Origin of the sequence: Streptomyces sp. NPDC098101 (genome assembly GCF_044760185.1) — a bacterium.
Taxonomy (GTDB): domain Bacteria; phylum Actinomycetota; class Actinomycetes; order Streptomycetales; family Streptomycetaceae; genus Streptomyces.
Window position 1 is genome coordinate 1,203,443 of the sequence record NZ_JBIWAS010000002.1, and the last position, 12,702, is coordinate 1,216,144.

The following is a 12,702-nucleotide window of genomic DNA, read 5'->3' on the forward strand; positions in this document are numbered from 1 at the left end:
CCGCGCGCCCTCGTACAGTGCAGGCATGAGCGATCACGAGGTGTTGCACGTGCGGGGGCGGGTGCTCGTCGGCCCGGAGGACGTACGGGAGGAACTCTGGTGCGTGGACGGGCGGATCACCTTCGAACGGCCCCCGGTGGAGGCCCTGAAGGTGACGGGCTGGGTGCTGCCCGGACTCGTCGACGCCCACTGCCACGTCGGCCTCGACCGGCACGGGCCCGTCGACGCGGACACCGCCGAGAAGCAGGCCCTCACCGACCGGGACGCCGGGACCCTGCTGATCCGCGACGCGGGCTCGCCCTCCGACACCCGCTGGATCGACGACCGCGAGGACCTGCCGAAGATCATCCGCGCGGGGCGGCACATCGCCCGCACCCGCCGCTACATCCGCAACTACGCCCACGAGATCGAGCCCGCCGACCTCGTCGCGTACGTCGGCCGGGAGGCCCGCAGGGGCGACGGCTGGGTCAAGCTCGTCGGCGACTGGATCGACCGCGAGGCCGGCGACCTCACCGCCTGCTGGCCGCGCCCCGAGGTGGAGGCGGCCATCGCGGAGGCGCACCGGCTCGGCGCCCGGGTCACCGCCCACTGCTTCGCCGAGGACTCCCTCCGCGACCTCGTCGAAGCGGGCATCGACTGTATCGAGCACGCCACCGGGCTCACCGAGGACACCGTCCCGCTCTTCGCGGAGCGGGGCGTCGCCATCGTCCCGACCCTGGTCAACATCGCGACCTTCCCGCACCTCGCGGACGGCGGCCAGGAGAAGTTCCCCCGCTGGTCGGCCCACATGCGACGGCTGCACGCGCGGCGGTACGACACGGTCCGCGCCGCCTACGACGCGGGCGTCCCGGTCTTCGTCGGCACCGACGCGGGCGGCTCCCTCGCCCACGGCCTGGTCGCGGAGGAGGTCGAGGAGCTGACCCGGGCCGGCATCCCGCCGATCGACGCCCTCTCGGCCACCACCTGGGGGGCCAGGGCGTGGCTGGGCCGCCCCGCCCTGGAGGAGGGCGCCCCCGCCGACCTCGTCGTCTACGACGAGGACCCGCGCGCGGACGTCCGCGTCCTGGCGGCGCCGCGGCGGATCGTCGTCAACGGGCGGATCGTCGGCTGACCGGCGGCCTTCCCGGCCCGTGGGGACCACCGCCCCCTCCTGCCCCGCGGATCCTCAGGTTAGGGTGACCTAAATTAATCGGCAGTAACCACAGGGGAGGGGATCGCGGTGGGTCACGGCTGGCAGGGCGCCGTTCTCAAGCTGATGCGCGGCAAGGACTTCACGTTCACCGTGACGGGCGCCGAGCAGGTCACCGAGGACTACCGGCGGGTGCACTTCACGGACGGCGGCCTCCTCGCCGCCGCCGGGGTCCACCCGACGATGTGGGTCCGCGTCTGGTTCGACAACGGCGGCAAGCCGCACCAGCGCGCCTACACCCTCGTCGACCCGGACGTGGAGGCCGGCACCTTCAGCCTGGAGTTCGCGCTCCACGACGGGGTCGCGAGCCGCTGGGCCCGGGACTGCGCCGCGGGCGACACCGTCGAGGCCACCCTCCAGGGCACCGGCTTCGAGGCCCCCGCCCCGCTGCCCGGGCGCCTGCTCGTGGTCGGCGACGCGGCCTCCCTGCCCGCGGTCAACTCCCTGCTCGACGCCTTCCCGGACCTCCCGGCCACCGTCTGGTTCGAGACCCAGCACGCCTCCGACGACGAACTGCCGTTCCGTGTCGACCCCGAGCGGCACGACCTGCGCCGGGTGCCCCGCGAGAAGGGCGGCGCCGCGCTCGTCGCCCGCGTGAAGGCCGAACTGCCCGCGCTCGCCGACCCCGCCGCGTACGTCTGGATCGCCTGCGACACCGCGACCACCCGCGCCCTCGGCGGATACGCGCGCAAGGAGCTGGCGCTGCCCAAGGAGCGCGTCCACGCGCTCGGGTACTGGCGCGAGGGCTGAGCGCGCCAGGTTGACGATCCGTTACCCCGGAGCGGAACCGGTCGTTCACACCCCTGCCCGCACCCCGCCCGCCGTTCCCGCCCGCGCCCGCACCCGCCCGTTCGTGCGAAACGCACGGGGCGAGCGAGAACGGTTGTAGCGAAAAGAATCGAAAAGGAAAACGGAAACCCCCCTTTGGAGTGAACTGGCTCCAGGTGACTGCCGGTTCACTCTCCGTGCGTAAAGATTCCGGTGTCCCAAGTCGCCGGACCGCGCCGAACCACCGTCCCCGTGGTGAGCGGCCGGCGACGCCATGTCTCCTGTGGGGGTTCCACCACCTTGAACAGCAACACCTTCTCCCTGCCCGTACGCCGTTCCGCGGCCGCCGCGACCGTCGCCGCCCTGGTCGTCGGCCCCGTGCTCCTCGCGGCCCCCGCGGCGCACGCCACGGGCGGCGAAGGACGCGCCACCGCCGTCGTCCTGCGGACCGGCCTCGACGTCTCCCTCCTCGGCAAGACCGTGAACGTGCCGGTCCGGGCCTCCCTCAACGAGGTCAAGGCGCCGGAGAGCGAGAACGAGACCGCGCTCTCCGTGAAGGTGCAGGGGGCCGAGGACGGCAAGCCGGTCGACATCCTCAAGGCCGACGTCGCCACCTCCGAGGCCACGGTGGACGAGGAGAAGGCCGAGGGGCACGTGAACCTCGTCAAGGCGCGCGTGCACGTCCCCGGTCTCCCGCTGCTCTCCCTGATCGAGGTCGAGAAGGTCACCTCCAAGGCGCTGTGCGAGGTGGGGAAGCGGCCGGTCGCCGAGTCCAACGTCCTCGGCCACGTGACCGTCCTCGGCAAGAAGACCACCCTCTCGGCGGGCGGCCGGACCCAGGTCACCGTGCCCGGCGTCGGCGAGGTCACCCTGGACCTCTCCCGCACCTCCACGACCTCCCGCACCGCCGCGGCGACCGCCCTCGAACTCAAGGTGAAGGTCAACCCGCTGGACCTGGGCGTCGCGAAGGTCGACGGCACCGTCACCCTGGCCGAGGCGACCTGCGAGACGCCGAAGGGCACCGAGCCGACCGAGAAGCCGACCGAGAAGCCCACCGCGAAGCCGACGGAGCGGCCCACCGAACGGCCCTCCGAGCAGCCGACCCAGGAGCCCTCCGCCGAGCCGAGCGACGGCGGCGGCCTCACCACCAACAACGGCACCACCCCCACCCAGAACCTCGCCGAGACCGGCGGCAGCTCCACCACCCCGTACATCGCGGCCGGGGCGCTCGCCCTCGTCGTGGCGGGCGGCGGCGCGCTCGCGCTGACCCGCTCACGGGCCCGCTCGCGCGGCTGACGGCCCGAGGGGGAGGCGCCGGGGGGCGCGGGGGGAAGAGGAAACGGCGGGGCCCGGGAAGGGCGGCGGTGACGACACCGCCCTTCCCGGGCCCCGGCCCGTTCCCGGGAGGGCCCGAAGGCCCCGGGTGACTCCGAAGGCCCCGGGGACCCCGAAGGCTGGCCCAGGACCCCGAGGCCGCCCCGGCCCCGGGTGACCCTGAAAGCCGGCCCGGGACCCGGACCCGTTCCCGGGGACGGGCGGCGGAGACCTCCTCAGCCCCCCATCAACAACGCCTGGTCCAGCGCCTGGAGGAAGCGGTTCGTCGTCGCCCGGTCCCGGACCGCGAGCCGCAGCCAGTTCCGGTCGAGCCCCGGGAACGTGTCGCCCCGGCGGGCCGCGAAGCCCAGCGACCGCAGCCGCTCCCGCACCGCGTCCGCCCCGTCGATTCGCACGAGCACGAAGGGCGCCTCGGCCCCCGCCACCGTCCGCACCTCGTCGAACTCCGCGAGCCCGGCGAGCAGATGGGCCCGCTCCATCCCGATCCGGTGCGCCGCGTGCTCGGCCTCCGCGAGCGCCGCCCGCGACATGCAGGCCTCCGCCGCCACCAGAGCGGGCGTCGACACCGGCCACAGCGGCTGCGCCCGCTCCAGGGCCGCGACCGTCTCGGGCCCGGCGAGCACGTACCCGATCCGCAGCCCGGCCAGGCCCCAGGTCTTGGTGAGGCTCCGCAGCACCACGAGCCCCGGCAGGTCCGTCCGCCCGGCGAGCGACTCCCGCTCGCCCGGCACCGCGTCCATGAAGGCCTCGTCCACCACCAGGGTCCGCCCCGGCCGGGCGAGCGCGGCGATCGAGGCGGCCGGGTGCAGCACGGAGGTCGGATTGGTGGGGTTCCCGATCACCACCAGGTCCGCGTCCTCCGGGACCGCCGCCGGATCCAGCCGGAAGCCGTCCTCCTCGCGCAGCAGCACCCGGTCCACCGCGTGCCCGGCGTCGCGCAGCGCCGCCTCCGGCTCGGTGAACTGCGGGTGCACCACCACCGGCCGCCGCGCCGGCAGCGCCCGCGCGATCAGCACGAAGGCCTCCGCCGCGCCGGCCGTGAGCAGCACCCGGTTCGGGGGCAGGTCGTGCCGCTCGGCGACCGCCGCCCGCGCGACCCGGCCGTCGGGATAGGCGGCGAGACCGGTCAGGGAGTCGGCGATGCGTCTGCGCAGCCAGTCCGGAGGGGTGTCCGTCCGGACGTTGACCGCCAGGTCGATGAGTTTCTCGTCCCTGACCTCGGCGTCACCGTGGTGGCGAAGGTCGTGGGCGTCGGTATGCGTGTGCATGTCCATGGCCGCCGTCGTGTGGGGGGTGGGGATGGTGGGGGGTGAGCCAGGCTCGCCAGCGATGTACCCGTGAGTTCGGGGCAACAACCGCGCGCCCGGGGCGTCTTCGCGCGGCCGAACCGGGACGGAAGCGGCGAGAGCGCACGTTACGCGCCGGGTTTTCCGCTTCGGTACGAGCAGCACGCCCCGCGCGTATGCCACGGGCTCCACCACCCCGTCCCCGCCCGCCCCCGCGACCGCACCGGCCCCGGCACCCGCACCCGTCCAGGCACCCGCACCCGCCCCGACACCGGCATCCGTCCCCGCGTCGGCACCCGCACCCACCCCGTCACCGGCACCCGCACCCGTACCGGTACCCGCCCCCCGGCCCCCGCCCGCCGCGAGCAGCGCCGCCGCCTCCGCCACCGAGGCCGTGCCCGTCGTCGCCAGGGGCCGCGCGGACGGGTGCGGTACGGACACGGCCGCCAACTCCCCGGCCGCGAAACCCCGCACCGGCACGCCGAGCACCGCCGCCGCCCCCGCGATCCCCGGCTCCGCCGCCCGCGCGTCCATTGTGGCGAGGGACCGGACGGCCGTGCGCGCCAGCCCCGCCTCCGCCAGGACCGCGTCCACGAGGGCCAGCACCTCGTCCGCCGGAACGCCCGACCGGGCGCCCACACCGAGGTGCGCGGACGCCTCCCCATCCGATAGCAAAGCCCCATGGCTGTGGTCGTCGCGCTCGGCGCGTTCCTCATGACGCTCTTCGGAGGATGGGTCGCCGGGCGCGTCACCGACCGGCGTCACCTCGTCCTCGGACTCGCCGGCGGGCTCATGCTCGGCGTCGTCGGACTCGACCTCCTGCCCGAGGCCCTGGAGGCCGCCGGGAACGAGGTGTTCGGCGTCCCGGAGGCCCTGCTGCTCTTCGTCGGCGGCTTCCTCTTCGCCCACGTCGTGGAGCGCCTGCTCGCCGTACGCCGGGCCGCGCACGGGGTCTCGGCCGGCGAGAGGGTGCCCCAGGTCGGCATGACGGCCGCCGCCGCGATGGTCGGCCACAGCCTCATGGACGGCATCGCGCTCGGCGCCGCCTTCCAGGTCGGCGGCGGCATGGGCGCCACCGTCGCCCTCGCCGTCATCACCCACGACTTCGCCGACGGCTTCAACACGTACACGATCACGAGCCTCTACGGGAACGCGCGCCGCAAGGCCCTCGCGATGCTCGTCGCGGACGCCGTCGCCCCCGTCCTCGGCGCCGCCTCCACTCTGCTGTTCACCCTTCCGGAGGAACTTCTCGGCGGCTATCTCGGCTTCTTCGGCGGCGCCCTGCTCTACCTCGCCGCCGCCGAGATCCTGCCGGAGGCCCACCACGACCACCCCGCCCGCTCCACCCTGCTGTGCACGGTGACGGGCGTCGGCTTCATCTGGCTGGTGGTCGGGGCCTCCGGCGGCTGACCTCACGAAACCGGACCGCCCGAAACCGGACCACCCGCGACAGAGCCGTCCGCGACCGAACCGCCCGCGCTCCAGCCCGCGGCGGACGCCACGAACCGCGTCGCCGCCTCGGGAGCGCCCGCCCAGTGCGTGTGCACGTAACTGGCGTGCACCCCGCCCCGCACGAAGCCCTCGACGCGCCGCCCCGGCTGCCGCAGCCCCCACGCGGGCCGCTCCCCGGCGCCCGGCTCGATCACGGTGCGGTGGAACTCGTGCCCCCGCATCCGCGCCCCGGCGGGCGCCAGGACGCTGTCGCTGACGGCCACCGCGTCCCGGTACCCCAGCGTCAGCCGCTCCGACATGCGCGCGTCCGCGTCGAGCACCCCGCACATGGGCGTGCCGTCGAGGGACCGCGCCAGATAGAGCAGCCCGGCGCACTCGGCCGCGACCGGCGCGCCCGAGGCGGCGAGGTCCGCCACGGCCTTCCGCAGCGGCTCGTTGGCGGACAGCTCGCCCCCGTACACCTCGGGGAAACCGCCGCCGATCACCAGCCCCGAGGTCCCCTCGGGCAGCGCCTCGTCGCGCAGCGGGTCGAAGGTGACGACCTCGGCCCCGGCGGCGGTCAGCAGCTCGGTGTGCTCGGCGTACGAGAACGTGAACGCGGCCCCGCCCGCCATCGCGATCCGGGGGCGCGCGCCGGCGACCGCCGGCCCCACGACCTCCGGTGACCACGCCTCCGCGCGCAGCTCCGGCGCCGACCGGGCGAGCGCGAGCAGCGCCTCCATGTCGCACCCGGCCAGGACCTGTTCGGCCTGCGCCGCCACCGCCTCCACGGCGGCGGCCTGCCGCTCGGCCACCGGTACGAGCCCCAGGTGCCGCGAGGGCGTCGCCACGGCGGGCGCCCGCCGCAGCACGCCGAGGACCGGCACCCCGGACTCCCCGAGCGCCTCCCGCAGCAGGTGCTCGTGCCGGTCGGTCGCGACCTTGTTGAGGATCACGCCCCCGATCCGCACCTCCGGGTCCCAGGACGCGAACCCGTGCACGAGCGCGGCCACCGACCGCGACTGCGAGGACGCGTCCACGACGAGCACCACCGGCGCCTTGAGGAGCTTCGCCACCTGCGCGGTGGACGCCAGCTCGCCCTGGTCGGCGGCCCCGTCGTACAGGCCCATGACCCCCTCGACCACGGCCAGGTCGCAGCCGCGCGACCCGTGCAGGAAGAGCGGCGCCACCAGGCCCGTACCGCACATGTACGCGTCGAGGTTGCGCCCCGGGCGGCCCGTCGCGAGCGCGTGGTAGCCGGGGTCGATGTAGTCCGGGCCGACCTTGTGCGGGGAGACGGCCAGGCCGCGGCCCGCGAACGCGGCCATCAGGCCGGTCGCGACCGTGGTCTTGCCCGCGCCCGAGGAGGGCGCGGCGATGACGAGACGTGCTACCACTCGATGCCCCGCTGGCCCTTCTGACCGGCGTCCATCGGGTGCTTGACCTTGGACATGTCGGTGACCAGGTCCGCGAAGTCCACCAGCTCCTGCGGCGCGTTGCGGCCGGTGATGACGACGTGCTGCTGCCCGGGACGGTTCCGCAGCACCTCCACGACCTCGTTCACGTCGATCCAGCCCCAGTGCAGGAGGTAGGCGAACTCGTCGAGGACGTAGAACTTGTACGTCTCCTCCGCGAGGTCCCGCTTGACCTGCTCCCAGCCCTCGCGGGCCTTGTCCTCGTGCGACTGCTCGCCCTCGGCGACCTCGCGCTGGATCCAGGACCAGCCCTCGCCCATCTTGTTCCAGGTGACCGTGCCGCCCTTGCCGGTCTCGCCGAGCGCCTTGAGGGCGTTCTCCTCGCCGACCTTCCACTTGGCGGACTTCACGAACTGGAACACCCCGACCGGCCAGCCCTGGTTCCAGGCGCGCAGCGCCATGCCGAAGGCGGCGGTCGACTTCCCCTTGCCGATGCCCGTGTGGACCATCACCAGCGCGCGGTTGCGGCGCTGGCGGGTGGTCAGACCGTCGTCGGGAACGACGGTCGGCTGTCCCTGCGGCATTAAGCGGCCCTCCTGGTTGCCTGTGCTGCGTGCCCTGCCTGTCCTGCCTGTACGTCCCTGACGAGGCCGGCGATCGAGTCGGCGCGCAGCTCGTCCAACGTCACCGCCGTGCCCCCGAGTTCGCGCGCGAGCTGCCCGGCCAGGCCGAGCCGCACCGGCCCCGTCTCGCAGTCCACGACGACCGACGCCGTGCCCTCGGCGGCGTGCAGCCGCGCCGCGCGGGCGGCGAGCGCCACCGGGTCCCCGGCCGCCCGTCCCCCGGTCGCCCGCCCGTCCGTCACGACGACGAGCAGGGGGCGGCGCGAGGGGTCCCGCAGCCGCTCGACCCGCAGCACGTCGTGGGCCTTGAGCAGCCCGGCCGACAGGGGGGTGCGGCCCCCGGTCGGAAGCTGTTCGAGCCGGGCGGCGGCCGCGTCCACGGACGAGGTCGGCGGCAGCGCCACCTCGGCGTCCCGGCCCCGGAAGGTGACCAGACCGACCTTGTCGCGCCGCTGGTAGGCGTCGAGGAGCAGCGACAGCACCGCGCCCTTGACCGCGCTCATCCGCTGCCGGGCCGCCATCGAGCCCGAGGCGTCGACCGCGAAGAGCACGAGGTTGCCCTCGCGGCCCTCCCGGGTCGCCTGCCGCAGGTCGTCGCGCCGGACCACGAGCCCGCGCCCGGTCCGCCCGCGCGCCTTCTGGTGCGGGGCGGCGGCCTGCACGGTCGCGGCCAGGTGCAGCTTGGTCAGCGTGCCCCGGGGCCGGGTGGAGCCGGTCGTCCGGCCGTGCTCGGTCCGGGCCCGGGAGCGGCGCCCGGCCGCGCCCTCGCCGAGTCCGGGCACGCTCAGCACCTTCGTACGGAAGGGCTCGGCGGCCTTGACGGCGGCCCGCTCGCCGGAACCGGCGCCCGCTTCGGCCTTCTGCGGCGCGGGCTCGGGCACGGGGGCCTCTTCCGGCGCCGGTACGTCCTCGGGCGCGGGCCCGTCGCCCTGCGGCGGGATCCCGCCGCCGTCCGGGCCGCCCCCGCCGGGGCCGCCGTCTCCCGGGCCGCCGTCGTCAGGCCCGCCGTCTCCCGGGCCGTCCGGCTCCGGATCGGGGTCCGGGTCCTCGCCCTTGAACTGTTCGAGGGTCTCGTCGAGCTTGTCCTCGTCGAGGCCCGGCGCGTCGAAGGGCGAGCGCCTGCGGCGGTGGGGGAGGGCCAGGAGCGCGGCCTGCCGCACGTCCTCGGAGGTGACCTCGGTCCGTCCGGCCCAGGCGGCGAGCGCGGTGGCCGTGCGGGCCATGACGATGTCGGCGCGCATCCCGTCCACCTCGAACGCGGCGCAGGTCGCGGCGATCTGGAGCAGCACGGCGTCCTCGAGGGTCACCTGCGGGAGGAGGGCGCGCGCGGCGACGATCCGCGCGCGCAGCGCGGCCTCCTCGCCGGCCCAGCGCGCGGCGAACGCGGCCGGGTCGTCCTCGAAGGCGAGCCGCCGCCGCACGACCTCCACCCGCTGCTCGGGGTCGCGGGAGGCGGCGACCTCCACGGTCAGCCCGAACCGGTCGAGGAGCTGCGGCCGCAGCTCGCCCTCCTCGGGGTTCATGGTCCCGACGAGCAGGAACCGGGCGGCGTGCCGCACGGAGACGCCCTCGCGCTCGACGTTCGAGAAGCCCATGGCGGCGGCGTCGAGCAGCAGGTCGATCAGGTGGTCGTGGAGGAGGTTGACCTCGTCGACGTAGAGGATGCCCCGGTGGGCGTCGGCGAGCAGCCCCGGCTCGAACGCCTTCACGCCCTCCGCGAGCGCCTTCTCGATGTCGAGCGACCCCACGAGCCGGTCCTCGGAGGCGCCGACGGGGAGCTCGACCATCCGCGCGGGCCGCTCGGCCCCCGGCCCCGCCCCGTGCGGCCCGTCCGGGCAGCCCGGGTCGGGGGACGCCGGGTCGCAGCTGAACCGGCAGCCCGCGACCACCGGCACGACCGGCAGCAGCTCGGCGAGCGCCCGCACGGCGGTGGACTTCGCGGTCCCCTTCTCCCCCCGGACCAGCACACCGCCCACGGCCGGACTGACGGCGTTCAGGAGCAGCGCGAGCCGCAGGTCGTCCATGCCGACGACGGCGGTGAACGGATACCGGGTGCTCATCGGGTGGTCTCTCCTTCGAATCGCTGGTGTTCGGACGACGGCACACGGCCGTCGGTGGCGGGCCCGTTCACGGCGCCCCGGGCGGCACGAACGGCAGCCCCGTCGGGGCGCCCTGCTCGATCAGCCGCAGCAGCGCGTCCGTGTCCGCGTGTTCCTCGATCAGGTCGCCGAGCCGGTCGAGCTGTTCCTCGCGCAGGGCGCCGAACGAGGTGTCCGGGGCGGGGACGAACCGGCGTCCGGCCGCCGTCGCGACCTCCCGCAGGAACGCGCGCCGGAAGCCGTCGCTCTCCAGGGAGCCGTGCCAGTGGGTGCCCCACACGGAGCCGACCCGGCAGCCGTCCAGGAACGGCTCCCCGCCCCGTACGTCCGCGACGCCGTGGTGGATCTCGTACCCCTCGACCCGCTCGCCGAGCGCCTCGCCGACCGGCCGGGCCAGGGTCTTCTCGACCCCGAACCGCACCCGTACGGGAAGCAGGCCGAGCCCGTCGACCACACCGGCCTTCGACTCGACCTCGTCCTCGATCCGCTCGCCCAGCGCCTGGAAGCCGCCGCAGATGCCGAGGACCGGGCGGCCCTCGGCCGCGCGCCGGGCCAGGGCGTCCGCGAGGCCGCGCTCCCGCAGCCAGGCGAGCGCCCTCACCGTGCCCCGCGTGCCCGGTACGACGACCAGGTCCGCGTCGACCAGCTCCTCGGGCCGGTCCACGAACCGGACGACCACGCCCGGCTCGGCCGCCAGCGCGTCCACGTCCGTGAAGTTGGACATCAGGGGGACCGCGCACACGGCGACCCGCAGCACGTCCGCGCCGACCGGCGGCGCCACCACCGACTCCCGGACGGTGCCCCGCAGGGAGACCCGCAGGCCGTCCTCCTCGTCGATGCCGAGCCCGTGCGCGTACGGCAGGACGCCGAAGGTCCGGCGCCCGGTCAGCCCGTACAGCATGTCGAGCCCGGGTTCGAGCAGGCTCACGTCGCCCCGGAACTTGTTCACCAGGTACCCGGCGACGAGCGACTGGTCCTCGGGGGACAGCAGCGCCGTCGTGCCGAAGAACTGGGCGAAGACCCCGCCCCGGTCGATGTCCCCGACCACCACCACGGGCAGCTTCGCGGCCCGCGCCACGCCCATGTTCACGATGTCGGTGCGCCGCAGGTTGATCTCGGCCGGGCTGCCCGCGCCCTCGCAGATCACCGCGTCGTACGTGCTCCGCAGCTCCTCCAGGCACGCCATGACCGGCTCGAACAGCTCCCTCTGGCGTCCCCCGTGGTAGCCCCGGGCACTCAGCTCGCCCACCGGCTTCCCCATCAGGACGACCTGGCTGGAGCGGTCGCTCCCCGGCTTGAGCAGCACCGGGTTCATCAGCGCGGTCGGCTCGACCCGGGCGGCCTGCGCCTGCATGGCCTGGGCCCGCCCGATCTCGGCGCCCTCGCGCGTGACGAAGGAGTTGAGGGACATGTTCTGCCCCTTGAACGGCGCCACCTTCAGACCCTTGCGGACCAGCCAGCGGCAGATCCCGGCCGTCACGACGCTCTTGCCCGCGTCGGACGTGGTCCCGGCGACCAGCAGCCCCCCGCCCCTCCCGCCCGTCATGCGCTCCTCCGCTTCCCGCGCCGCACGGCGCCGGCGATCAGACGGCCGCCCACGCAGGCGGCCAGGGTCAGCGCGGTCACCCGGCGCGAGAGCGCCACCGCCCGTTCGACGTCCGCCACCTCGACGGCCCGCCCCTCCCCGTTGAGCACCGGCCGGTGCTCGACGCGCCCGCCGTACGAGAGGGTGCCCCCGAGCCGTACGCCCAACGCGCCCGCGAAGGAGGCCTCGACCGGGCCCGCGTTGGGGCTCGGGTGCTTCGACGCGTCCGCCCGCCAGGCCCGTACGGCCCCGCGCGGATCGCCTCCGGCGACGGTGGCGAGCGCGGCCGTCAGGCGCGCGCCCGGCCAGCCCGCCAGGTCGTCGAGGCGGGCCGAGGCCCAGCCGAAGCGGCGGTACCGGGGCGACTTGTGGCCCACCATCGCGTCCAGGGTGTTGACGGCCCGGAAGCCGACGAGTCCCGGCACGCCCGCGACCGCGCCCCAGAACAGCGCGCCGACCACGGCGTCCGAGGTGTTCTCGGCGACCGACTCGACGACCGCGCGGGCCATCGCGGGACCGTCCAGGGACTGCGGGTCGCGCCCGCACAGGTGGGGAAGCCGCTCCCGGGCCACCTCCAGGTCCCCGGCGGCCAGCGCCCCGCCGATCGCGCGGGCCTCCCGGCCCAGGGTCGTACCGCCGACGACGGCCCACACGGAGGCGGCGGTCAGCGCGACGGCGGCGGCCGGCCGGTCCCGCACGGCCCGGGCGGCGAGGGCGCCGAGGGCGGCGGTGGACCCGGCGCAGACGGCGGTGTGCAGGGCGCCCCAGCCCCGGTGGTCGTGGTGGAGGCGCTTCTCGACGGCGGCGGCGGTCCGGCCGAACGCGGCGACGGGGTGCCCCCGGCGGGGGTCGCCGAGGAGCAGGTCGAGGGCGAGGCCCGCGGCCGCTCCGTAGGCGAAGACACCGGTGGCTCTGGGACGGCCGGGCATGGCGCTCCGTCCTCACTCAGGGTCCGCGCCCTGGATCGACGT

Annotated in this window: 10 protein-coding genes; 4 read left to right on the forward strand and 6 right to left on the reverse strand. The window is 75.4% G+C overall.

Annotation, left to right across the window (positions count from 1 at the left end):
• Positions 1–25 precede the first annotated feature (25 nt).
• The 3 genes from ACIQVI_RS12445 to ACIQVI_RS12455 all read left to right on the forward strand — a co-directional run bounded on the left by ACIQVI_RS12445 (position 26) and on the right by ACIQVI_RS12455 (position 3,253).
• On the forward strand, positions 26–1,111 hold the full coding sequence (locus ACIQVI_RS12445; RefSeq protein WP_403594358.1) for an amidohydrolase family protein: 1,086 nt from the start codon (positions 26–28) through the stop codon (positions 1,109–1,111).
• Positions 1,112–1,219: 108 nt separating this feature from the next.
• On the forward strand, positions 1,220–1,939 hold the full coding sequence (locus ACIQVI_RS12450) for a siderophore-interacting protein (protein ID WP_403594361.1): 720 nt from the start codon (positions 1,220–1,222) through the stop codon (positions 1,937–1,939).
• Positions 1,940–2,257: 318 nt separating this feature from the next.
• Positions 2,258–3,253, forward strand: coding sequence for an SCO1860 family LAETG-anchored protein (locus ACIQVI_RS12455; protein ID WP_403594364.1), 996 nt, complete (start codon positions 2,258–2,260; stop codon positions 3,251–3,253).
• Between the two features lie 254 nt (positions 3,254–3,507).
• On the opposite strand, the gene cobC is transcribed toward ACIQVI_RS12455, so the two are convergent.
• Positions 3,508–5,253, reverse strand: coding sequence for an Rv2231c family pyridoxal phosphate-dependent protein CobC (gene cobC, locus ACIQVI_RS12460; protein ID WP_403594367.1), 1,746 nt, complete (start codon positions 5,251–5,253; stop codon positions 3,508–3,510).
• Positions 5,254–5,259: 6 nt separating this feature from the next.
• On the opposite strand from cobC, the gene ACIQVI_RS12465 reads away from it, so the two are divergent.
• A complete protein-coding gene (locus tag ACIQVI_RS12465; protein WP_351971774.1) occupies positions 5,260–5,988 on the forward strand; it encodes a ZIP family metal transporter in 729 nt (242 codons plus the stop codon).
• 2 nt (positions 5,989–5,990) lie between these two features.
• On the opposite strand, the gene ACIQVI_RS12470 is transcribed toward ACIQVI_RS12465, so the two are convergent.
• The 5 genes from ACIQVI_RS12470 to ACIQVI_RS12490 all read right to left on the reverse strand — a co-directional run bounded on the left by ACIQVI_RS12470 (position 5,991) and on the right by ACIQVI_RS12490 (position 12,660).
• Entirely contained in the window at positions 5,991–7,406 is a 1,416-nt protein-coding gene (locus ACIQVI_RS12470) for a cobyrinate a,c-diamide synthase (RefSeq protein ID WP_403594371.1), read from the reverse strand.
• On the reverse strand, positions 7,400–8,008 hold the full coding sequence (cobO, locus tag ACIQVI_RS12475; RefSeq protein ID WP_403594374.1) for a cob(I)yrinic acid a,c-diamide adenosyltransferase: 609 nt from the start codon (positions 8,006–8,008) through the stop codon (positions 7,400–7,402). The genes ACIQVI_RS12470 and cobO overlap by 7 nt, the downstream gene beginning before the upstream one ends.
• Complete coding sequence (locus tag ACIQVI_RS12480; RefSeq protein ID WP_403594377.1) at positions 8,008–10,107, reverse strand: putative cobaltochelatase; 2,100 nt, start codon at positions 10,105–10,107, stop codon at positions 8,008–8,010. Before ACIQVI_RS12480 ends, cobO begins: the two co-directional genes overlap by 1 nt.
• Before the next feature lie 67 nt (positions 10,108–10,174).
• Positions 10,175–11,692 (reverse strand): cobyric acid synthase, encoded by a 1,518-nt coding sequence (locus ACIQVI_RS12485; RefSeq protein ID WP_403594380.1) that lies wholly within the window; start codon positions 11,690–11,692, stop codon positions 10,175–10,177.
• Positions 11,689–12,660: a cobalamin biosynthesis protein gene (locus tag ACIQVI_RS12490; RefSeq protein WP_403594383.1), complete on the reverse strand. Its 972-nt coding sequence runs from the start codon at positions 12,658–12,660 to the stop codon at positions 11,689–11,691. The genes ACIQVI_RS12485 and ACIQVI_RS12490 overlap by 4 nt, the downstream gene beginning before the upstream one ends.
• Positions 12,661–12,702 lie beyond the last annotated feature (42 nt).

What these genes read in the sequence shown, in the direction of transcription:
- ACIQVI_RS12445 (WP_403594358.1), top strand. Translation starts at nt 26, where the DNA reads ATGAGCGATCACGAGGTGTTGCACGTGCGGGGGCGGGTGCTCGTCGGC.
- ACIQVI_RS12465 (WP_351971774.1), top strand. Translation starts at nt 5,260, where the DNA reads ATGGCTGTGGTCGTCGCGCTCGGCGCGTTCCTCATGACGCTCTTCGGA.
- cobO (WP_403594374.1), bottom strand. Translation starts at nt 8,008, where the DNA reads ATGCCGCAGGGACAGCCGACCGTCGTTCCCGACGACGGTCTGACCACC.
- ACIQVI_RS12480 (WP_403594377.1), bottom strand. Translation starts at nt 10,107, where the DNA reads ATGAGCACCCGGTATCCGTTCACCGCCGTCGTCGGCATGGACGACCTG.
- ACIQVI_RS12485 (WP_403594380.1), bottom strand. Translation starts at nt 11,692, where the DNA reads ATGACGGGCGGGAGGGGCGGGGGGCTGCTGGTCGCCGGGACCACGTCC.
- ACIQVI_RS12490 (WP_403594383.1), bottom strand. Translation starts at nt 12,660, where the DNA reads ATGCCCGGCCGTCCCAGAGCCACCGGTGTCTTCGCCTACGGAGCGGCC.